Annotated in this window: 16 protein-coding genes; 9 read left to right on the forward strand and 7 right to left on the reverse strand. The window is 56.9% G+C overall.

Annotated elements, in window-relative coordinates; all coding sequences use genetic code 11:
- Nucleotides 1-604 precede the first annotated feature (604 nt).
- Both thpD and HZS80_RS14745 read left to right on the forward strand, forming a co-directional pair.
- Nucleotides 605-1,636, forward strand: a complete 1,032-nt coding sequence (gene thpD, locus HZS80_RS14740) for an ectoine hydroxylase (protein WP_035561940.1) — start codon at nucleotides 605-607, stop codon at nucleotides 1,634-1,636.
- A gap of 105 nt (nucleotides 1,637-1,741) precedes the next feature.
- A complete protein-coding gene (locus tag HZS80_RS14745) occupies nucleotides 1,742-2,407 on the forward strand; it encodes a fumarylacetoacetate hydrolase family protein (RefSeq protein WP_035561943.1) in 666 nt (221 codons plus the stop codon).
- A 160-nt stretch (nucleotides 2,408-2,567) separates the two neighbouring features.
- On the opposite strand, the gene speA is transcribed toward HZS80_RS14745, so the two are convergent.
- Together speA and HZS80_RS14755 are read right to left on the reverse strand one after the other, a co-directional pair.
- Nucleotides 2,568-4,508 carry a biosynthetic arginine decarboxylase gene (speA, locus tag HZS80_RS14750; protein WP_035561946.1) on the reverse strand — a complete coding sequence of 647 codons (1,941 nt, stop codon included), beginning with the start codon at nucleotides 4,506-4,508 and terminating at the stop codon, nucleotides 2,568-2,570.
- Nucleotides 4,505-5,464 (reverse strand): homoserine kinase, encoded by a 960-nt coding sequence (locus HZS80_RS14755; RefSeq protein ID WP_035562468.1) that lies wholly within the window; start codon nucleotides 5,462-5,464, stop codon nucleotides 4,505-4,507. The genes speA and HZS80_RS14755 overlap by 4 nt, the downstream gene beginning before the upstream one ends.
- 175 nt (nucleotides 5,465-5,639) lie before the next feature.
- Between HZS80_RS14755 and polA the strand changes: the two genes are divergently transcribed.
- The 6 genes from polA (at nucleotide 5,640) to cydC (ending at nucleotide 14,873) form a co-directional block, all read left to right on the forward strand.
- Nucleotides 5,640-8,423, forward strand: a complete 2,784-nt coding sequence (polA, locus tag HZS80_RS14760) for a DNA polymerase I (RefSeq protein ID WP_179916526.1) — start codon at nucleotides 5,640-5,642, stop codon at nucleotides 8,421-8,423.
- 181 nt (nucleotides 8,424-8,604) lie between these two features.
- Nucleotides 8,605-10,176 carry a cytochrome ubiquinol oxidase subunit I gene (locus tag HZS80_RS14765; protein ID WP_179916527.1) on the forward strand — a complete coding sequence of 524 codons (1,572 nt, stop codon included), beginning with the start codon at nucleotides 8,605-8,607 and terminating at the stop codon, nucleotides 10,174-10,176.
- Entirely contained in the window at nucleotides 10,173-11,315 is a 1,143-nt protein-coding gene (gene cydB, locus HZS80_RS14770; protein WP_340162619.1) for a cytochrome d ubiquinol oxidase subunit II, read from the forward strand. Before HZS80_RS14765 ends, cydB begins: the two co-directional genes overlap by 4 nt.
- Before the next feature lie 12 nt (nucleotides 11,316-11,327).
- Nucleotides 11,328-11,447: a cytochrome bd-I oxidase subunit CydX gene (gene cydX, locus HZS80_RS14775; RefSeq protein WP_035561958.1), complete on the forward strand. Its 120-nt coding sequence runs from the start codon at nucleotides 11,328-11,330 to the stop codon at nucleotides 11,445-11,447.
- Nucleotides 11,431-13,146: a thiol reductant ABC exporter subunit CydD gene (gene cydD / locus HZS80_RS14780; RefSeq protein WP_246362110.1), complete on the forward strand. Its 1,716-nt coding sequence runs from the start codon at nucleotides 11,431-11,433 to the stop codon at nucleotides 13,144-13,146. Before cydX ends, cydD begins: the two co-directional genes overlap by 17 nt.
- Nucleotides 13,134-14,873: a thiol reductant ABC exporter subunit CydC gene (cydC, locus tag HZS80_RS14785; RefSeq protein ID WP_179916530.1), complete on the forward strand. Its 1,740-nt coding sequence runs from the start codon at nucleotides 13,134-13,136 to the stop codon at nucleotides 14,871-14,873. Before cydD ends, cydC begins: the two co-directional genes overlap by 13 nt.
- Before the next feature lie 52 nt (nucleotides 14,874-14,925).
- Here cydC and HZS80_RS14790 read toward each other — a convergent pair whose 3' ends face one another.
- Nucleotides 14,926-15,951, reverse strand: coding sequence for a Fe(3+) ABC transporter substrate-binding protein (locus HZS80_RS14790; protein ID WP_179916531.1), 1,026 nt, complete (start codon nucleotides 15,949-15,951; stop codon nucleotides 14,926-14,928).
- 229 nt (nucleotides 15,952-16,180) lie between these two features.
- On the opposite strand from HZS80_RS14790, the gene HZS80_RS14795 reads away from it, so the two are divergent.
- A complete protein-coding gene (locus HZS80_RS14795) occupies nucleotides 16,181-17,284 on the forward strand; it encodes an ABC transporter ATP-binding protein (RefSeq protein WP_179916532.1) in 1,104 nt (367 codons plus the stop codon).
- A 7-nt stretch (nucleotides 17,285-17,291) separates the two neighbouring features.
- Here HZS80_RS14795 and HZS80_RS14800 read toward each other — a convergent pair whose 3' ends face one another.
- The 4 genes from HZS80_RS14800 to dctP all read right to left on the reverse strand — a co-directional run bounded on the left by HZS80_RS14800 (nucleotide 17,292) and on the right by dctP (nucleotide 22,176).
- Nucleotides 17,292-18,977: an ABC transporter permease gene (locus HZS80_RS14800; protein WP_035561973.1), complete on the reverse strand. Its 1,686-nt coding sequence runs from the start codon at nucleotides 18,975-18,977 to the stop codon at nucleotides 17,292-17,294.
- A gap of 196 nt (nucleotides 18,978-19,173) precedes the next feature.
- Nucleotides 19,174-20,508 carry a TRAP transporter large permease gene (locus HZS80_RS14805; protein WP_179916533.1) on the reverse strand — a complete coding sequence of 445 codons (1,335 nt, stop codon included), beginning with the start codon at nucleotides 20,506-20,508 and terminating at the stop codon, nucleotides 19,174-19,176.
- Nucleotides 20,505-21,008: a TRAP transporter small permease subunit gene (locus tag HZS80_RS14810; RefSeq protein ID WP_008957595.1), complete on the reverse strand. Its 504-nt coding sequence runs from the start codon at nucleotides 21,006-21,008 to the stop codon at nucleotides 20,505-20,507. Before HZS80_RS14810 ends, HZS80_RS14805 begins: the two co-directional genes overlap by 4 nt.
- A gap of 64 nt (nucleotides 21,009-21,072) precedes the next feature.
- Complete coding sequence (dctP, locus tag HZS80_RS14815) at nucleotides 21,073-22,176, reverse strand: TRAP transporter substrate-binding protein DctP (protein WP_179916534.1); 1,104 nt, start codon at nucleotides 22,174-22,176, stop codon at nucleotides 21,073-21,075.
- Nucleotides 22,177-22,555: the final 379 nt, after the last annotated feature.

The following is a 22,555-nucleotide window of genomic DNA, read 5'->3' on the forward strand; positions in this document are numbered from 1 at the left end:
GCACGGTGGGTTTTGGCAATAACGGGCTTGCGAAAGCCAACTTGCACGGGGCGAATGATCAAAAAGTGCTCGCTGGCGGTGATAGGGAAAGTGTCGGCGCCGGCTTCACGGATTCAGGTATAATTTATGGGCATCTTCACTTTTTTTGAATTTTCTTGTTTTTGAATAAGTGTATTAATATGATTAAAGGCTACTATGAATTGGTGTTGGTGTTTTTTTAAAGAAGCACTTTTTTAATCTGGGTGGTTTTTGCCCACTTATTTTTTCTAACGTTTAAGCGCTGGCTGTGAGCTAGTTTTTACAAATATGGTGGCTGAGCCCGTTTATGTAAGGAATGTATTCTTTAGTATTTAGTGGGGTGCTGATGAAGAAGTTTATAATCTTGATGATTTTTATGGAGCAGATAAGAAGTTATTAGTCGCTTCTAGGCATTCGTAGAAGGTTTAACTAGCACAGATAAACGCAGATAAAAAAGCTTCAATTTTTTTCACGTAACACACGTTATGAAAAACGTTATTAACCCTTGCATGCTGATTTTGTTTGTCTACGCTGTGCCCTGCAACATCATTCGATCTGAAACCTAATCATACAAGGAGTGGATTAGATGACAGTCAAAAGCACACCGCTAAATGCGGTAAACGCCCATAAGCAATATAGCGAAATGGCGGATTCCCCTAGTGTTCAGCGCACAACAGAAGCTCAGCGCGCCCAGGTTGAAAGCAAACAGGTTCAAAGTGAACAGGTACAGGATGTCTACCCATCGCGCTTGGCCAATACGCCTGAGAAAACCTGGCTGCCGCGACAAGAGGCGGTCGTGAAAGGTCGCCAGCTTTCCGGCCCCTTAAGCCAAGCGCAGCTTGATGAGTTCGAGCGCAAAGGGTTTCTGTTTATTCCCAACCTCATTGAAGGCGCGGAGCTTGATGAGCTACGTCAAGAAATGACGGCGCTGATGAGTAACGATGAGTACCGCAATAAAGAATTCAGCGTGACAGAGCCAGAAAGCCAGGAAATCCGCTCACTCTTTGCGGTGCATTTCCTCTCTGAACGCTTAGGTGAACTGGCCAGCGACGAGCGGGTAGCGGGCGCTGCGCGTCAAATTATTGGCGATGACCCCTACGTGCATCAGTCGCGGATCAATTATAAGCCGGGGTTTGCCGGTAAGGGCTTTAACTGGCACTCCGATTTTGAAACCTGGCACGCGGAAGATGGCATGCCGGCGATGCATGCAGTGAGTGCTTCGCTAATCTTGACCGACAACCACGAGTTCAACGGGCCGTTAATGCTGATTCCCGGTTCACACAACAAGTTTGTGCCGTGCCTGGGGGAAACGCCGGAGGATAACCACAAAAGCTCGCTGAAAGCGCAGGAAGTGGGCGTGCCAAGCCCAGAAGCGTTAACCGAGCTAGTGGCTGAACACGGTATTGAAGCACCGAAGGGTAAAGCGGGCGGCTTGTTGCTGTTCGATTGCAATACGCTACATGCGTCGAATGCCAACCTTTCGCCTGACCCACGTAGCAACGTGTTCTTTGTTTTTAATCGTCGCGATAACCGTTGTGAGGCGCCCTATGCGGCAGCTAAGCAGCGTCCTGACTTCTTGGCTCACAGCCTTGACCAGCAGGCGCAGCAGTATCGCTAACGAGTGGTGGGGAAACAAATTGATGGCTGAAGGTTGTGGAACCTTCGTCTAGGTGGGGTAAACTGTGCGTCTGCGGCACGCATAATGAGAAGGAGAATACCCGCCATGCGTTTTGTTCTACAGTTCACCGATGGCCAGGAGTTTCCCCACGCGTTGGGCAAAGTTGTCTGCATCGGCCGTAATTATGCCGACCATGCGAAAGAGCTGGATAATCCGGTTCCCACTGAGCCGTTGCTGTTTATTAAGCCGTCGACCAGCGTTGTGGATCTAACCAAGCCGTTGGACCCGCCGTTTTCACGCGGCGACGTGCATTATGAAGTTGAGCTTGCGCTATTAGTGGGTGAAACCTTAACCCATGCCACGATGGATGAAGCCGAGCGGGCGATTGTCGGTATCGGCTTGGCGATGGATTTAACCTTACGTGATGTGCAGACGGCGCTTAAAGAGAAGGGCCATCCTTGGGAAATCGCCAAAGCCTTTGATGGCGCCTGCCCGCTTTCGTCGTTTTTGCCATTAAGCCGGGTGCCCAATTGGAATGCGCTGGCTTTCACGCTTGAGATTGATGGTGAAGAGCGCCAGCACGGCGAGGGGGCTGATATGATTTTTGCTATCCCGTCCTTGGTGGCCGAAATGAGCCGCCACTTTACCCTTGAACCGGGTGATGTCATTTTGACCGGTACGCCTTCAGGCGTTGGAAAACTCGTTCGCGGCTCGTCACTGCGCTTAACCTTGACTGGTGGTTTGAAAATCGAAACCAGCGTAGTCGAGTAGTTAAACGAGTTGCGAGACCATCGAGGTATATGTTGAGTACGCGATCACCAAGGTTATTGTAAATTGTGACGATCAAAGAAAACGCCACCCCGTAATCAGGGTGGCGTTTCTTGTTTTAGCCGACAAAAACGTTCGCTAGGGCCAAGTGGCTCAAGCCGCGTTACTCAAGATACGTATAGCCTTCCAGCCCTTCGCTCAAGCTTGCCGCAAAGCGGGCTTGTTCATCGGCCGTAAAGCCGCTGGCGGCTAACTGGTCGGTGAGCTTTTGCTTAAGCACGTTGGCATTGAAGTTGACGTAGGCAAGCACCTGCGCCACTGAATCACCCGCTAGCGGGTTGGAGAGCGTCCACTCGCCATCGGCATTAAGCGCGGCATCGACAGAGTCGGTATCGCCGAACAAATTGTGTAAATCGCCAAGAATTTCCTGATAGGCACCTACCAGAAAGAACCCTAACCAACGCTCGTCATCAGATGCCCACTCGGGCAGAGGCAGGGTGCTCTCCACGCCCTGGCCATCGACATAGCTGTCGATGCGGCCATCGGAGTCGCAGGTGATATCCTGTATCACTGCTCGACGCGTTGGCGCTTGATCCAACCCGCTAAGGGGCAGCACCGGGAATATCTGCTCGATGCCCCACACGTCAGGCACCGATTGGAACAGGGAGAAGTTGACGAACAGCTTGTCGGCCAGCTTCTCCGCTAGCTCGTCCATGATCTCTCGGTGGGCACGGTTACGGGTGTCAAGTTGGGTACGCAGCCTCGCGCAGGCAGCCATGTAGACACGCTCGCCTTCCGCGCGGGCGGTAATGTCACTCAGGCCCATGACAAAACGGTCCTGCAGTTCGCTGACCGCCTGAAGCAGGTCGTGCCAGGCTTCCACCAGCATGCGTGGCTCTTGGTGCGTTGCCAACTGCTCAAACACCCGCCAGAGAAGCTCTACTTGGGCATCTTCCTGTTTCTCTTCTTGGCCCTTTCCTAGCGAATAGCGTTCAGGCGGCGTGTTATCAATACGCTCTTCGCCAATTACGTTGGTGATTAGCACCGCGTGGTGGGCGGTTAGCGCGCGGCCGGACTCGCTGATCAGATGCGGCTGGGGCAGGTCGGCCTCTTGGCATAGCTGGGCAAAGGCACTGACGACATTGCGCGCGTATTCGCGCATCGAGTAGTTGGCCGAGCAGAAGCTGCGCGAGCGGGTGCCTTCGTAATCGATTCCTAAGCCGCCGCCAACGTCCACGGTATCGATGGGCGCGCCCAGCTGCATCAGGTTTTGATAGAAACGGGCGCACTCGCGCAGGCCACGCTGGATATCGCGGATGTTGGCGATCTGCGAGCCCAAGTGGAAGTGCACCAGTTGCAGGCTTTCCAGCGCGTCCTCGCGACGAAGGGTGTCGACCACCTCGAGAATCTGGCTGGCGGTCAGCCCGAACTTGGATTTTTCACCGCCGGTATTCTGCCATTTGCCTTTGCCCACCGAGGCAAGGCGGGCGCGCAGGCCAATACGCGGGGTAACGTCGAGTTCGCGGGCCTCTTCCAGGATCATCTGCAGCTCTGAGAGCTTCTCGACCACCAAATAAACCTTATGGCCGAGCTTCTCCCCCAGCAGCGCCAGACGCACGTACTCGCGGTCTTTGTAGCCATTACAAACGATTAGCGAGGAGCCGCCATCGGAAAGCGCCAGCACCGCCAGCAACTCCGGCTTGCTGCCCGCTTCTAGCCCCACGCGGCCACTCCCGCGCTCGGCGGTGGCCAGAATTTCTTCCACTACGCGGCGCTGTTGATTCACTTTGATGGGGTAAACGGCGGTGTAACCACCTTGATAGTCGCAATCACTCATGGCGGCATCAAAGGCGCCACACAGCTGTTCGACCCGGTCATGGAGAATATCGCTAAAGCGCACCAGTACCGGCAGGCGTAGCCCGGCGCTTTGTAGTTGACGCACCAGCGCACTCAGCGGAAGCGCCGGGCCTTCTGCATCGCTACCCAGCGGGCGGACAAGGGCTTGGCCGTGGTCATCGACATCAAAGTAGCCGCTGCCCCATTGATCGATATTCCAGGTGCGCCGAGCACGCAACGCAGGGCTAGTAGTGGCCGTCACACTCATGCAGTTACCTCAGGCAGCGGCAGCGCACCGTGGGCAATGCGCGCGGTTAAAATAGTACGGAAACGCTCCGGGTCGTGGGGCGTTAAATCATGCGCTGGCGGGTCAACGTAAACCACCAGCAGACGTGATAACCAATAACGCAGCGCCGTCATGCGCAGCATGGTGGGCCATAGCTCGCGCTCATCCGCCGTTAATGGTCGGCGTGCCAGATAGGCGCTCAATAGCGTGTCATAGCGCTCTGCGTTAAGCGTGCCGTCGTCGTTGGAAGCCCAGTCGTTGATTACAATCGCCAGGTCGAACAGCAGATCGCCGGTGCAACCGTTATAAAAGTCGATAATACCGCCCAACTGATCACCCTCAAAGAGGGTATTGTCGCGGAAAAGGTCGCCGTGCAGAGCGCCTTGCGGCAGCTCATTGTGCTGAATAAAGGCGCCCTCAAAATCGTCGACTTCATCCTTCATCAAGGTTTGATCTGCTGGGCTTAGATAGCTCAGCACCTTGTGGTGCATCACATGCAGCCAGTTGATATCCCGCGGATTCGGACGGTGGCCGGGAAAGCGTTTTGAAACCACGTGCAGGCGGCCCAGGGTATCGCCCAGGGCGTGGCACTGAGCCAAGTTGGGCGCTTCCGGATGACGGCCGGGCAGGCGTGGAAACAGCAGCGCCGGTTTACCTTCCAGGCTATGCAGGGCAACGCCTTCGCGGTCATGAATCGTGCCGGGCACCGGCAGGCGGTGCTCGTCTAAATAGTCGAGCAGTTCGACAAAAAACGGCAGCTCTTCATGCTCGCCCTGTTCGAACAGGGTTAACACCAGCTCGCGGCGGTCAGTGGTGACAAAAAACGTCGAGTTTTCGGTGCCGCTCGCCACCCCCTGTAGGGAAACGAAACTGCCAACATCAAATTTTTCTAAAAACGCGGCGACCTGTGCGTCGCTAAGCGGGGTAAATACAGCCATGAGAGTCTCGCCCAGGTTGCTAAGCCCATTATTGTAGCGGCTTGGTCGCTGAGTTGGCAGCGTTGTTGTGATAACAGAATAGAGTTTGACTCTGCAGGCCGCCTGCGCAGCGGGTATCATGTGAGTAACTCTTTTTAGCACTTATTTTTTTATGACTCTCTTTAGGAACTTGGTTATGGCTCGCGCTCCGATCGTCCTCGTCGATGGCTCCTCCTATCTTTACCGTGCCTTTCATGCGCTACCGCCGCTAACGACCTCCAGTGGTCAGCCGACAGGCGCGGTGAAGGGCGTGTTGAATATGCTCAAGCGGCTGATTAAGGATTACCCCGAAAGCCCCATGGCGGTGGTTTTCGACGCGCCGGGCAAAACCTTCCGCGATGAGATGTACAGCGACTACAAAGCCCACCGCCCCCCCATGCCCGATGACCTGCGCAGCCAAATTGCGCCGCTGCACGCCTGTGTGAAAGCGCTGGGCCTGCCGCTGCTGTGCATTGAAGGGGTGGAGGCGGATGATGTGATTGGCACCCTGGCCCACCACGCCACCCAAGCAGGGCGCGATGCGGTCATTTCCACCGGCGACAAGGATATGGCGCAACTGGTCAATGCCCATATCACGCTGGTCAACACCATGAAGGATGAAACCCTGGACGAGGGGGGCGTGGAGGATAAGTTCGGCCTGCCCCCTGCGCTGATTATCGATTTTCTCGCCCTGATGGGCGACAAGGTCGATAACATTCCTGGCGTGCCCGGCGTGGGTGAAAAGACTGCGATTGGTCTACTGCAAGGCATGGGCGGCGGCCTGGAGACCATTTATAGCGATTTAGAACGGGTCAAAACGCTTACTTTTCGGGGCGCAAAAACGCTGCCCAAGAAACTTGAAGAGCATCGCGATCAGGCCTTCCTTTCGTATCAGTTAGCGACCATCAAGGTTGATTGCGATTTGCCGGTGGGCTTGGATGATTTGGATATTGCCCACCCCGACCGTGAAGCGCTGGTCACGCTGTATAAAGAGATGGAGTTCCGACAGTGGCTAGGTGAGCTGCTGGAAGGCAAAGATGAAGGCGTGGATGATGTGAAAGGCGGCGAGCCTGTCCCTGCCAGCGCTGACGATAGCGAGCCCGAGGGCACAGAGGCATCTGCCAATGGGAGTGCCCGTGAAGATCACGTCATCCTCGAACAGGCAGACTTTGAGCGCTGGCTGGATAGGCTACAAAACGCCGAGCGCTTCTGTTTTGATTTGGAAACCACCAGCCTCAACTATATGGATGCAGAAATCGTCGGCGTCGGCTTGTCGCTGGAAGCGGGGGAGGCGGCCTATATTCCGCTGGCCCACGACTATCTGGATGCCCCCCAGCAACTTGACCGCAAAACGGTGCTGGCGGCGCTAAAGCCGCTGCTGGAAGACCCGACCAAAACCAAGATTGGCCAGAACCTCAAGTACGATATTTCGGTGCTGGCCAACTACGCCATCTCAGTGGCGGGCCCGTTTGCCGACACCATGTTGGCGTCGTACGTGCTCAACTCCACGGCCACCCGCCACGATATGGACTCGCTGGCGCTGAAGTATTTGGGCGAAAAGACCATCTCCTTTGAAGAGATTGCCGGTAAGGGCGCCAAGCAGCTGACCTTTAACCAGATTGCCCTGGAACAGGCGGCGCCTTACGCCTGCGAAGATGTCGATATCACCCTACGGCTGCAGCAAACGCTACGCCCACAGGTCGAAAACGAGGGGCGCTTGGCCGAAGTGCTGGATAATATCGAACTGCCGCTGATCAAAGTGCTCTCGCGCATTGAGCGTAATGGGGTGGCGGTGGATGCTGACCTACTGCACAAGCAGAGCCAGCAGTTAGAAAAGCGTATTGGCGAGCTAGAGCGCGAAGCGTTTGAACTGGCCGGGCGGGAATTTAATCTCGGCTCACCCAAGCAGTTAGGGCAGATTCTGTTTGAAGAGCAGAAAATCCCGGTACTCAAGAAAACGCCCAAAGGCGCACCCTCTACCGCCGAAGGCGTGCTGGAAGAGCTGGCGCTGGATTACCCACTGCCCAAGGTGATTATGCAGCACCGGGGGCTGGCCAAGCTTAAGTCCACCTATACCGATAAGTTGCCTAGGCTGCTCAATAAAGCCACTGGCCGGGTGCACACCAGCTACCACCAGGCGGTCACCGCCACCGGGCGGCTGTCGTCGTCGGACCCGAACTTACAAAATATTCCTATTCGTACCGAAGAGGGGCGCAAAATTCGTCAGGCGTTTATCGCCCGCCCCGGCTACCGCATTGTCGCCGCTGACTACTCGCAGATTGAGCTGCGTATTATGGCGCACCTTTCCGAAGATAAAGGGCTGCTGGAAGCCTTTGCCGAAGGACGCGATATCCACACCGCCACGGCGGCAGAAGTGTTTGGCACCTCCCTTGATAAGGTCTCTGGCGACCAGCGACGTAGTGCCAAAGCGATCAACTTCGGCTTGATCTACGGCATGAGTGCCTGGGGGCTGTCGCGCCAGCTGCATATCGAGCGCAATCAGGCACAAACCTATATTGATCGCTACTTTGACCGCTATCCCGGCGTGGCCCGTTATATGGAGCGTATTCGCTCCCAGGCAGGTGAAGATGGCTTTGTCGAAACCGTGCTGGGTCGGCGGCTCTACCTGCCGGAAATCCATTCGCAGAACCGTAACCGCCGTCAAGGCGCAGAGCGCACCGCGATTAACGCACCCATGCAGGGCACCGCTGCGGATATCATCAAGCAGGCGATGATCGACGTGGATGCATGGTTAGCGGAAGGCGAGTTCGATGCGCTGATGGTGATGCAGGTGCACGATGAGCTGGTGTTTGAAGTGGCCGAGAAGCAGGTCGAAGCGTTTATCGAGCAAGTGCAAAAACGCATGCAGGGCGCGGCGGAGCTGAAAGTGCCGCTGATTGTGGAAGCCGAGAGTGGCGCCAATTGGGATGAGGCACACTAGATTGGCTTGGAGGGCATTTTGTCGCAACCTTGGAGTGCATAGATAAGGAATTGATCAAGGTCAAATTTTTGGCTCAGGTGGAGGAATAAGCTTATACACATCGCTTTGCCTGGGTTAGCAGCTGTTTGTGGCTTCCCGGTGGGGCGAAGGGTGTGTTTACGCTATCCATCGGGAGTCACTCATGGACATTGTTGAATTATCCAGGTTGCAGTTCGCCTTTACGGCGATGGTGCATTTCCTGTTTGTACCTTTAACGCTAGGGCTATCGATACTGCTGGCGATTATGGAGACGGTCTATGTGATGACCGGTAAGACCATTTATCGTCAGATGACCAAGTTCTGGGGCAAGCTGTTCGGTATTAACTTTGCGTTGGGGGTAACCACCGGCATCGCTATGGAGTTTCAGTTCGGCACCAACTGGTCGTACTACTCCCATTATGTCGGCGATATCTTCGGCGCGCCGCTGGCGATAGAAGCCTTGATGGCGTTCTTCCTTGAGTCGACCCTGGTCGGGCTGTTCTTTTTCGGCTGGGATCGCCTGTCAAAAGAGAAACATCTGGCGGTTACCTGGTTGATGGCGTTGGCGACCAACATGTCGGCCCTGTGGATTCTGGTAGCCAATGGCTGGATGCAGCACCCCGTGGGATCAGAGCTCAACCTTGCCACCATGCGTATGGAGCTGACCAGCTTTGCTGAAGTGCTGCTCAACCCCGTTGCCCAAGTCAAATTCGTGCATACCGTGTCGGCGGGCTACGTCACCGGCGCGGTTTTCGTGCTGGCGATTTCAAGCTGGTACCTGCTCAAGGGTCGCGAGATCGCCTTTGCCCGGCGCAGCTTCACGATTGCGTCTGCCTTTGGCTTGGCCAGTGTACTGTCGGTGATTGTTCTGGGCGACGAGTCTGGTTATGAGCTGGGAGACGTCCAAAAGGTCAAACTGGCCGCCATCGAGGCCGAATGGCAAACCCATCCCGCTCCGGCTGCCTTTACCCTGTTTGGGCTGCCCAACGAGGCTGAACAGCGCACCGACCTAGCCATCAAGATACCTGGCGTGATGGGCTTGATCGCTACGCGCTCGCTGGATACCGAAGTGATGGGGATCCGCGAGCTTAAGGCGGAGCACCGCGAACGCATCGTCAACGGCCAGGAAGCCTATGCCCTTATGCAGCGCCTGCGCAGCGGTGAAGAGCGCGAAGGGGATCAGGCCCGGTTCGAGCAGGTGCGCAGCGATCTCGGCTATGGGCTGCTGCTTAGCGCCTATAGCGACGATGTGGCCAATGCGACGGCCGCCGAGATTAACCAGGCCGTAGAGGCGTCGATTCCCAAGGTTTGGCCGCTGTTCTGGTCTTTTCGGGCCATGGTAGCCGCTGGCTTTAGCATGCTGCTGCTGTTTGCCCTGGCCCTCTGGCATAGTCTGCGCCGTCAGCCTGAGACGTCCCCTTGGTTACTGCGCTTTGCGCTGTTCAGCCTGCCGTTGCCCTGGATCGCCTGTGAAGCAGGTTGGTTCGTGGCTGAATATGGCCGCCAGCCCTGGGCCATCGGCGAGATCCTACCGGTGCACCTGGCTATTTCCAGCCTAACGGCCGAGCAGGTACTCACTACTCTGATTGCCATCGGCATCCTCTACACCACCTTCGTCATCATCGAAATGTGGTTGATGCAGCACTTTGCCCGCAAGGGGCCTTCCGGTAGCGGTTACCTGGATGACGAAGCCGATTCCGGCTACCTAATTTCCACCCCGCCACGGGAGGCATGATGATGGACTACGAAACACTTAGGTTTGTCTGGTGGGTGCTGATCGGTGTGCTGTTGATCGGCTTCGCGGTCACCGATGGATTTGATATGGGCGTTGCCACCTTGCTTAAGGTCGTTGGCCGCAACGATCTTGAACGTCGGGTGATGATCAACTCCATGGCGCCTCACTGGGACGGCAACCAGGTCTGGCTGGTGACCGCCGGGGGCGCACTGTTCGCTGCCTGGCCGCCGGTTTACGCAACCGCTTTCAACGGCTTCTATTTCGCTTTGATGTTGACGCTGTTCGCGCTTTTCCTGCGCCCCTTAGCGTTTGATTACCGCTCCAAGTTGGACAACCCCACCTGGCGCAGTCGCTGGGACTGGGGGCTGACGATCGGCTCCGCCGTTCCTGCGCTGATCTTTGGTGTCGCCTTTGGCAATCTTCTCCAGGGCGTTCCCTTCCAGTTCGATGACTATCTGCGTTTGGAGTATCAGGGCGGCTTACTGGGGCTATTGAATCCGTTTGCGCTGTTGGCCGGGCTGTTGAGCCTGCTGATGTTTGTCACCCACGGCGCGGCCTGGCTGCAGCTCAAAACCGAGGGTGAGCTACGCAGGCGGAGTGCGGCCATCGGCAGCCTCACCGCATTGGTGTGCGCGGCACTGTTCGTGCTGGGTGGGGTCTGGCTGCTATGGGGCGTTGATGGCTACGAGGTGGCCAGCGTGATCGACACCCAGGGCTACAACGATACCACTGGCAAAATCGTCACGGTCAGTGTTGGCGGTTGGATGACCAACTACAGCCGCTTCCCGCTGTTATGGCTACTGCCGATAGTAGGCGTATTGGGTTTTGTACTCTGCTCGTTGACCATGAAACTGGGGCGGCATGCGCTGGCATTTACCAGTTCGGCCATTGCTATGGCCATGGTGGTGGTCACCACTGGCGTGACGATGTTCCCTTTCGTGATGCCGTCGACACTCAACCCTAATCATAGCCTCACCATGTGGGATGCCACGGCGAGTGAGCTGACGCTCAAGATCATGTTTGTGGTGGTGTGTATCTTCGTGCCGTTGATATTGCTCTATACCGCCTGGAGTTATTGGGTCATGCGCGGTCGCCTAAATGAGCAGTTTATTCGTGATAACGACAAAGCACTTTACTGAGGAGATGATCCTATGTGGTATTTCGCCTGGATTTTGGGTGTCACGCTGGCAGCTGTCGTCACTGTTCTTATCGCCATGCGGCTTGAAGTGAATGGTTATGAAGGCGAAGCCGAGCATGAGCGGAGCGACTGACGTTATTGACCCGGGGCAGCGGCTGAACCGCTGCCTGGCCCCGCAACGCTGGTGGTTGCGGGGCGCCACACTGCTTGCGCTGATCGGCGTGGTACTGCTGATTACCCAGAGTTGGCTGCTGGCGGCACTGTTCCATCACTGGTTACTGCTCTGGCAGGGCCGGGAGTCGCTGGGCCACCCGTCGGCATGGTTAGCAGGGCTGGCAGTGTGCATGGTGCTCCGCCCTTTGCTCCACGCCGGCCGTGAAGGGGTATCTCGCCAAGCCAGTCGGCATGCCCGTGTCGCCTTACGCAGCCAGTTATTAACGCAGCTTGGCCGTCTTGGGCCGGTGAGGCGCCAATTTGGCAGCGATGGTGCCTTGGCCACTCAGGTGCTGGAGCAGGTGGACGCCCTGGACGGCTACATTAGTCGCTATCGGGTACAGAGTCTGCTGGCCGTTGTCGTTCCCTGCCTGATCGCGGCGGTGGTGGCGTTGCATAGCCCGTTGGCCGCGGGATTAATGCTGATGACCGCACCCTTGGTGCCGCTGTTTATGATCCTTGTGGGCCGTGCCGCTGCGGGTGCCAGTCAGCAGCAGTTCACGGCGCTGGCGCGTATGGGTGGCCGCTTTCTCGACCTGGTTCGAGGGATGGCGACGCTGCAGCGCATGGGGGCGACCGACCAGGCGGAGGCCAAGGTCGCCCAGGCAAGTGACGCCTACCGTGGGCGTACCATGCGGGTGCTTAGACTGGCCTTTCTATCCAGCGCGGTGCTGGAGTTTTTTGCCGCGCTGGCGATTGCCCTGGTGGCGCTCTATCTTGGCTTGGGCTTGCTTGGCCTATTGCCCTGGGCGAAAGCAGACGTTCCGGTGCCGTATCAGGGAGCGCTGTTTATTTTGCTGCTGGCGCCCGAGTTCTATGCGCCGCTACGCCAATTGGGCAGCGATTATCATGCCCGTGCCGAAGCGCTGGGCGCCATGCAGGCGTTGTCGCCGCTGCTGGAAGCGGATACTTGGCAGCCCCAAGGGTTGCCGCTCTCTCCAACAGCGGTAAGCGGTGAGTCTCTTGCTGTTGAATGCCGCGAGTTAAGCGTTAGCGGTGAGGGCGGGCGGCTTCGGCTGGCGCCGCTTAATCTGACGCTGGCCGCGGGCGAACGGCTGTTGGTGCAGGGCGAGAGTGGGGCGGGCAAGTCGAGTCTTTTACAAGCGCTGCTGGGGTTTACCGCCTACCAGGGCAGCCTCAAGGCGAAGGGTTGTGAGCTTTCCCAATGGCCTCGCGACGCCTGGCAACGCCAGCTTGGCTACCTTAGTCAGCAACCGCCGATACAGTCTGGCAGCATTGCGGAGAATCTGCGTTTGGCGGCCCCAGACAAATCTGATGCAGAGCTTATTGAAGTGCTCACCCAGGTCGGACTTTGGCCAATTCTGGTTCGTGGCAATGGGCTTGCCACGCAGTTGGGTGAACGCGGGCAGGGGGTTTCCGGCGGCCAGCTGCAACGCTTGGGGTTGGCGCAGCTGCTGCTTCGCGATGCAGCGCTATGGCTATTCGATGAGCCCACGGCCCATCTAGATCCGGATGCCGCCTGGCAACTCAACACACTGATCGGGCAGCTTAGCCGCGGGCGTAGCGTGATGATTGTCAGCCACGAGTCGGCGGGGCTGGGGTGGGTTGACCGGCGAGTAGAGCTGTCATTGCAAGAGGCTATGGCATGTTGCGGCTAAACAAGACACCGTCCGGGATGCCTACCCCCACCATCCGGCTGCGTGATTTGCTGTTGCTTAGGCGCGGCGGTTGGTCGCTGGCGTTCTTGCTGGGCGCCGCCACGCTGCTGGCCGTTATCGGCTTGCTGGCCATTTCAGGTTGGTTTATTACCGCCGCGGCGGTGGCCGGAACGGTGACAGCGAGCGCCTTCGGCTTCGACTATTTTCGTCCCGCGGCTTTGATTCGTCTGTGTGCCATCGTTCGCACGGCCGGGCGCTATGGTGAGCGCCTAGCCTCCCACGATGCCGCCCTGGGGTTGCTAAAAGACCTGCGTTGTCGGCTTTTTATGGCATTGGGACAAACGCCTTTACAGCCGGCTTCCCGTTCATCGCACTACGGCACGGCCAGTACCATGCATCGGCTGGTCAGTGATATCGACCAGCTTGATCAGGTAGTTTTGCGAGCACTGCTGCCCTGGGGCTGGGCCGGGCTAATGGTGATGGTCGTTATGGCTGGCCTTTACTGGTTGAGTGAAACCCTACTTTGGGCCGCCGCGCCGGGGTTAATGTTAGCCTGGCTGGGGCTGCCGTTACTGGCGTTATGGCGCGGTATGGGTCAGGCCCGCCAGAGGGCTGAGTTTGCCGAGCATCGTCGGGTGGCACTGATTGAGCCTTTGGCAGCGATTACCTCGTTGGTGTTGTGGGGGCGTTGGGCGGATATGGCGCAACGAGTGAAAAATCACGATGCCGACTATCTGGCCCACCAGGAGCGGCAGCAGTTGCTGGCTAGCCTGACCACCGCGTTGCAGCAGGTAGCGTTGGGAGGCGCCATTGTGGGCGTGTTATGGCAGGCAGAAGGGCTATTGGCGACTAGCCATTTGACGGTGCCGATGCTGTTAGCCGCGGTATTGGCGATCCTGGCATTAGGGGAGATTTTGGCGCCGCTGGCCAACAGTTTTCTAGCCTTGGGGGCGAGCCTTGCCGCACGGGATCGTCTCAATGCCCTGGTGGAGGTAGCGCCAAGGGGGCAAGCTGGCATTGAGTTCGCTGACACCGCACCGCCTGCTTGGCATCTCAACGTCAACCAATTAACCGCCAGCCTGCCCGGTGCACTGGTGGGGCCGCAGCGTATTAGTCTGGCGTTGCAGAGCGGTGAAATACTTTGTGTGCATGGCCCCTCAGGTTGCGGGAAATCGACCCTGTTGCAGGTGTTGGCCGGCGAGCTGCTGCCGCTTGGCGGGGAGTGTTGTCTTAACGGCCACTCTATTGAGCAGTGGTCGTTTCACCGTATCGTCGGTTACCTGCCCCAGCAGTGGGACTTGTTTGATATGAGCCTGGCGGAAAACCTACGCCTCGGTGACCGCGATGCCAGCGATAGCGAGCTATGGAGCATTCTCGACGATCTGGCGCTGGGCGCGTGGGCACGCGACTTGCCCCAGGGCCTGGAGACGCCTTTGGGTGAGTATGGTGCCGCCGTTTCCGGCGGGCAGGCGCGGCGTATCGCCCTGGGGCGTGTGCTGCTGGCGCGACGGCCGATTCTACTGCTTGACGAGCCATTAGCCGGGCTGGATGCCATTACACGACAGCAAGTACTTGCTAGCCTTGCGCGCCGTACAAGGGATGGGATCGTGGTTATTGTCAGCCACGTGCCCTTAGAGCTGCCAGCAAGCCGGGTTCGTAGCCTCTATATCCAGGAAGATGGCCGCCCCCTGCAGTCCCTCGTGCTCGCCTGTTTAGACGCGCTATAACGCAAAACCCCCGCAGCGTAGCTGCGGGGGTTTTTAGTACGCGTTAAATCACTTAACGCCAGCCGACGCGATCAAAAATGCGGATCGCTTCAGGGTTGTTCTCACCTAGTACGCTGATGTTGACGTCATCTGTTTTGAAGTTGCCCCAGGATTCCAGGACTGGGTCTTTCTTGATGCCTTCAACCACCGGGAACTCGTTGTTGCCAGAGGCAAAGATCTCCTGGGCGGTGTCGGAAGCCAGGTACTCAAGGAAGCGGACGGCGTTTTCGCGGTTAGGTGCGCCTTCCACAACCCCGGCGCCGCCTACGTTCACGTGGGTGCCGCGGTCATCCTGGTTGGGAAAAATAATACCCACTTTACGCGCCGCTTCACGCTCGGCATCGTCGTCAGATTTCAGCAGGCGAACATAGTAGTAGTGGTTGGCCACGGCAATATCGCACTCGCCGCTGGCAACGCCGAGAATCTGGTCGGTATCGCCACCTTCCGGATCCCGCGCCATGTTATTCACAACGCCCTGGGCCCACTCTTCGGCACCCTCTTCGCCGTGGTGCTCAATCATTGAGGCCAGCAGCGACTGGTTATAAATATTGTTGGAAGAGCGAATGCATACTTTGCCTTCGAACTGCGGGTCGGCAAGATCTTCGTAGCTAGTGATCTGGCTCGGGTCGAAGTTTTCACGGTTATAGTAAATCGCCCGGGCGCGCTGACTAAAACCAAACCACAGGCCGTCAGGGTGGCGCATGGATTCAGGTAGCCGCTCGTTGAGGACATCCGATTCAACGCTTTGGAAGATGCCTTCGTCTTCCGCGCGCCACAGACGGCCTGCATCGACGGTAAGCATCACGTCTGCGGGGCTTGCCACGCCTTCGCGCTGAATGCGCTCGATCAACTGGTCGGAGTCGCCTTCAAGGATGTTGACTTCGATGCCGGTCTCTTCGGTGAACGCATCGTAGAGGCGTTCGTCAGAGTCATAGTGGCGAGCAGAGTAGAGGTTGAGTTCATCTGCAGCGACCTGACCAGCAAACGTAGCGCCCACCATCATCGCTGCCATTGGAGCAACAAAGCGTACAGTTTTCATCGAGCACATCCTTATTTATTGAATGATAATAAGTTGCATTATTAACATCTTTATTGAAGCGTTTTGACTGCCTGACGTCAAGGCTTAGCGTCTACGTAAAAGGTGTTACGTGCATAACCAGTGAATAAAAAATAGAATGCAAACAACTTTCAAACGTATTGAATCCGCGTTTAGGTTTTGACAGTCGCGGTTTGCGTACCTGAACCGTGTTAATTAACAGTGGTGATATATGACAGCAACCCTCAAGGTCGCCCCGTTGGTGCCCAGTACAACGGCGTTGTCCCTTCACAATGTGTGCCATGCCTATGACGGCCATGCGGTTGTCAAAGGGGTGGATTTAAGCGTTGCACCGGGTGAAGTGGTTTGCCTGCTGGGCCCCTCCGGGTGCGGCAAGACCACGCTGCTGCGCATTGCAGCGGGGCTGGAAGTACTGCAAGAGGGCAGCGTAGCGCTGGACGATATTACGATTGCTGCGCCGGGCCAGCGCCACCTGCCGCCGGAAAAGCGCAATGTAGGGCTAGCGTTTCAAGACTCGGCGCTGTTCCCCCATCTCACCGTGCTGGAAAATGTCACCTTTGGGCTCAAGCACTTGGCCTCCGGTCAGCGCCGCGAGCGGGCCAAACAGCTGCTCGAACAACTGGGCATGGCTGATTATGTCGATGTCTACCCCCACATGCTCTCGGGCGGACAACAGCAGCGGGTAGCTCTGGCACGGGCGTTGGCGCCGTCACCGCGTCTGATGCTGTTGGATGAACCCTTCTCAAGCCTGGATGCGCGCCTCCGCGACCGTATCCGCGACGATACGCTGCACGTATTGAAAAAGGTCGGGGCGGCGACCCTACTGGTGACCCATGACCCTGAAGAAGCCATGTTTATGGCTGATCGCATCGCGCTCATGCGCGATGGGCGAATTGTGCAGACGGGAACGCCGCGAGAGCTTTACTGCGCGCCGCAAGACCCCTTTGTGGTGACCTTTTTCGGCGACGTCAATGAGCTAAAGGGCAAAGTGCATAATGGCGCTGTGAGCACGCCTGTTGGGCGGGTGCCTGCCCCCGGATTAGCGGAGGGTAGCGACGCGCAAATCATGATACGCCCCGAGGCGCTGCGTATTGTTGAGCGAGATCTGCCTGCTGATGCCCATCGCCATAGCCATTTGGTAATGGCGAAGCTACTCGGACGCACCAGCCTGCTACACCTGTGTGCCCATAGCGAAAACGGCCTTGAGGCTCACCTACACGCGCGCGTACCGGGGGTTTTTCTACCCGCGGAGGGGCAGCCGGTGGATATCCATCTCGACCTTTCCCAGGTGTTTGTTTTTCCGCTCTCGTCCTAGGATTTCCTCACGACTTAGCGCCGGGACGCGAGCGGCGCATGGCCATGCTGAGCAGAATCACCGGCAGAATGCCAACGACTACAATTGCCAGTGACGATGTGGATGCCTCGGCCAGCCGCTCGTCAGAGGCCAAGTTGTGCGCCCGCACCGCCAGCGTGTCGAAGTTGAAGGGGCGCAGAATAATCGTCGCCGGTAGCTCCTTCATCACATCAACGAAGACTAAAATCCCCGCCGCTAACAAACTGCTACGCATCATCGGCGTATGAATATGGCGTAGCGTGCCGCCTGCGGTTTGGCCCAGGGTGCGCGAGGCGGCATCCATACTGGGCGTCACCTTGCCTAAGCTGGCTTCTACCGCATTGAACGAGACAGCCAAAAAGCGCACCACATAGGCGTACAGCAGAATAAACGCCGAGCCACTGAACACCAGGCCGATAATGTAGCCATAATGATTATTCAGCCAGGTATTCAGTGCGTTATCCAGCCAGGTAAACGGAATTAGAATACCCACTGCGACGACCGAGCCGGGAATCGCGTAGCCCATGGAAGCGACCCTGGCAGCCACCCGCGCAAACGTCGTGTCGTGCATGCGCACGCCATAGCTCAGCACTACCGCCAGGCCCACGGCGATTAGCGCCGCGACGGTTGCCAATCCCAGGCTGTTCCAGGCATAGCCGATAAAGCGCGAGCCCCACAGCGAATCGCCCCCCTGCAGCGCTAAATTAAGCAGGATGCCGCTGGGGAGTAGAAAACCCACCAGCACGGGGAAAAGGCAGGCCAGCATCGCTGCGGTGGCACGCCAGCCGTGCAGCGCGTATTCAGGCAGTTGCTGATAGCGGTTGGTGGTATGGAAATAGCGGCGCTTGCCCCGCGACCAGCGCTCCAGCAGCACTAAAACAATCACGAAGGTAAGCAGGCACGCTGCCAACTGCGCCGCCGCGACTTGTTCGCCCATGCCGAACCAGGTGCGGTAAATGCCGGTAGTAAAGGTATCGACACCAAAGAACTGCACAGCGCCGAACTCGTTTAGCGTCTCCATCAATACCAGTGATACCCCGCCCACCAGCGCCGGACGAGCCAGCGGTACGGCGACGCTGGCGAACAGCCGCCAAGGGCCGCGCCCAAGCGTGCGGCCCACATCCAGCACACACACCGACTGTTCCAGGAATGAGGCGCGAGCCAGCAGGTAGACGTAGGGGTAAAGCACCAGGGTAATCACCGTTGCCGCGCCGCCCAGCGAGCGCACATTGGGAAAGTAGTAGTCGCCATACTCCCAGCCAAACGTCTCGCGTAGCAGACTCTGTAACGGGCCAGCGAATTGGAGGAAGTCGGTATAGGCGTAGGCGATGACATAGGTAGGCACCGCCAGTGGAAGCAGCAGCCCCCACTCGAATATCCGTTTACCGGGGAAGCGACACATCACCACCAGCCAGGCGGTGCCGGTGCCGATGACCAACGTGCCGAGGCCCACGATCACCACCAGCCAGAACGTATTATTCAAGTAGCGACCCAGGACCGTGCTAGCCAAATGCTGCCATACGCCATCGGTGGGCATCGCGATATGGGCAAACACCACCAGCACTGGCAGAGCAACCACGAACGCCACCGCGATCAAGGCTATCGACCAGGGGCTGGCACGACGGCCAAGCGCAGAGGTGGCGGCGGATAGCCCGCGATAGCTGGATCTGAACAAGCGAACACTCCTTGGATTGACGGAAAACAGTCGAGGAAAGCCGGAAAGTGGCGCAGCGCACTGAATGCGAAATAGTGACGGGCGTGAATAGTAGCATTGGCGCTGTTCTACTGCAGCTTTGCAGACTCTTCGTTAATACAAAAAAAAGCCCGCCGGAGCGGGCCATAATGGTTGGACGATAAGCTTTGGGAAAGGCCTAGTAATCCAGCATCATGCTTGGCAGACCGGTGATCAGCCATGGGAAGAACGCCATCAACGTACACGCCAGCAGAATCAAGGCGACGAAAGGCACTACTGCTTTATACAGATCGACGATTTCTACCCCTGGCGGTGCCACGCCTTTTAAGTAGAACAGCGCATAGCCAAAGGGCGGGGTCAGGAACGAGGTTTGTAGCACTACCGCCACCATCACGACGAACCAGAGCATATCGACGCCCATGGTTTCGACGATGGGCAGCATGATCGGAAAGCTCAGCAGCACGATGCCGGTCCAATCCAGGAACATACCCAGCACGAACACCAGGAACAGCATTAGGATCAGCGCGCCCACCGTGCCACCAGGCATTGCCATCACTAACTCGCTGATCACGGTCATGCCGCCGCCGCGGGAGAACACGCCGGTAAAGGCAGTGGCGCCGACTAATACCAGCATGACCATGGTGGTGGTCTTACCCGCTTCTATCATCGTCCAGAAGCAGGTGCTTATTTTGCGATCACCAAAAATCAAAAACAGAATGAACGCGATAAACACGCCGATGGCCGAGGCCTCGGTCGCCGTAGCGATACCGGTAAACAGCGCACCCAGCACACCCAGAATCAACGACATGGGGGGAACCACATACTTGGCCAGCATGATCAGCAGTTGTTTGGTGCTGACTTCGGCCCGTTCTTCTACCGGTACCTTGGGGCCGTAGCTGGGTTTGATATAGCAGATGATCAACACGTAAAGGGCGTACATAACGCCGAGCAGCAGGCCCGGAATCAGTGCGCCAGCAAACAGTGCGCCCACGGAAACCGGTGAGTAGCTGGCCATCAGAATTAACATGATGCTGGGCGGTATCAAAATGCCCAGACAACCGCTGGCCATAATGACGCCCGCGCTCAGTTCTTTGTTGTAGCCATACTTGAGCATCGGCACCAGGGCGATCATGCCCATGACGGCAATCGAGGCACCGACAATACCAGTGGTGGCGGCCAGCAGCACCGACACGATAACCACGGTAAGGGCTAGGCCACCGCGCAGGTTAGCCAGCAACAGCCGCATGGCATCAAACATCTTCTCGGTGACGCCGGAGTCGTTCAGGAACCTCGCCATCAAAATGAACAGCGGTATCGCCACCAGCACATAGTTGTCCATGGCGTTACCGAAAATATTATTAATCAGGGTGCCGAGGATACGCTCGCCAGGGCCGAGAAAAGCGCCGATAACCGCGACACCACCCAGCACAAATGCCAGCGGATGGCCCATAAACAGGCCCACCATCAGGCCACCAAACATCACCAGCGTGAGCATTTCAGGACTTAGGTTCATGCTGATGTCTCCTCGCGAAGCTGCATGATGGCACGCAGCACAATAGCAATTGCCTGCAGCAGAATCAGGATGGCGGCGACCACAATCACCCCTTTAATCGGGTAGACCGGGATTGAGACCATGCCATAAGTGGTTTCACCGCGGCTCCACGCGCGTTCAAAGAAGCTCCAGCCCAGGGTGATCAGCATCCAGATAAAGGGGACAAAGAAAATTAGGTAACCGAGCACTTCAAGCACGGCTTGCTTCCTACGTGATAGCAGCCGTTTCAATACGTCGACTTCCACGTGGGCATGGTGGCGGAGTCCGTAAGCCGCCATCAGCATAAAATGGGCGCCAAACAGCATCTTGGTAACGTCAAACGCCCAGTCGCTAGGGCGCCCAAACAGAAAGCGTGACGCAATGTCGTATAGAACAATCAGGGTAATGATGGCAATCAATGGCGCGATGACGCGCCCAAAAGCTTCATTGATAGCATCGATCGCCTTGGCAATCGCATTCATGGAAGATCTCCGCGGTCAGCACAAAAAAACCGCCCCGGTAAAACCGAGGCGGCACAGAAGCGCCTTACAGGCAGGCTTCGATCTCTTCCAGTGAGGGCAGATTATCCATCACGCGGCTCATGTTGTAAGGTGCGGAAACATCACGCCACGTCGCGTAGTGCTCAAGGTAGGCAATCATAGACTGGTAGACCTTGGCGTGGTCAGTATCTTCGCAAGCACCGCGCAGAATCACCTCGTTGGTAACTTCCTGAATGCGCGCCAAGTCCTCTTCAGAGAATTGGTTGATCGTGACCCCTGCGTCAATAAACTTCTGCGTAGCTTCGGTAGACTGGCGTTCAGACCAGGCTAGCGACCATGCCATGGTGGCGTCCGCCGCGATACGTAGGGTTTCTTGAGTCTCTTCTGAGAGCGCATCCCAAGCATCTTTATTGATCATTACCCCAAAGACACTGGCCGATTGATGCCAGCCCGGCGTGGCCCAGTAGTCAGCCACTTCGGCAAAACCGGCGTTAAAATCAACGCCAGGGGTCGAAAACTCACCCGCGTCGATAACACCGCGCTCTATGGCTTGGTAGACTTCACCGCCCGCTAGCGTGACCTGGGAGCCGCCCAGCTCTTCAAGCACGCGGCCCTGGTCACGGCCCGAAAGGCGCAGACGTTTGCCTTCTAAATCGGCAATGCTCTCAATAGGGGTGCGGCCCATAAAGCCCGATTCATTGTTGGTAATGCCGTAGGGGAGATAGACCATGTTGAACTGGCCATAGATCTCTTCGTACAGCTCGCGGCCGCCCCACTGTTGAATCCAGTTGAGGTAGTCAACACCATTAAACAGGCTCGTTGTGGTGGCTAGCGGTGAAAAGGCGGGGTTCAAGCCGGCCCAGTAGCCCGGCCAGTCGCCTGCGGCTTCGATGCTGCCCGTTTCTGTGGCGTCAAAGACTTCAGTGCCGGGCATTAGCGTGCCGCCCGCGCGGAAATTAATTTGTAGTTCTTCGCCCGCCAGCTTATTGACCAGCTCCACCCAGTGCTGGTCGATCTTGATAAGATCAAGATTCTCTGGCCAGGTAGAGGTCATCGTCCATTCTTCTTGTGCTTGAGCGGTGGTCGTGAAGGCTGTGAAAGCAATACCAGCGGCAAGGCCGGTGAGGGAAAATTTGGTCGTTTTTTTCATGGTGTGTTTCCTGGTTTGGCGTGTGACGTTGTTAGTGTTGGATACCTGGAGTCAGGAAAGTGCAGCGCTACAGGGTTACGTTTACGTAAACAAGGGAATTTAAGCGCTACAGAGCTAAACTAGCACACCAACCCCGCTGCAGCGCAATATCAGTAATGTAAGAAAGCTCTTCCATCGTTTTTTAAGTAAATTCTATATATTTAAATAAAACAGAGAGTTATAGTTTTTTTAATGTCGAAATGAGGTGTTAATGTAGTGCAGAAACGTTGAAAGTAGTTAAATTATTCAACCAAAGTTGTAAGCAGAAGGCACGCCATAAGAGGCTCAGCGGAACACTTTATAGGGTAACGTGATGGGAAACAGGCGCGCCGGAGTAGGC

It is taken from the genome of Vreelandella glaciei (assembly GCF_013415125.1).
GTDB lineage: Bacteria > Pseudomonadota > Gammaproteobacteria > Pseudomonadales > Halomonadaceae > Vreelandella > Vreelandella glaciei.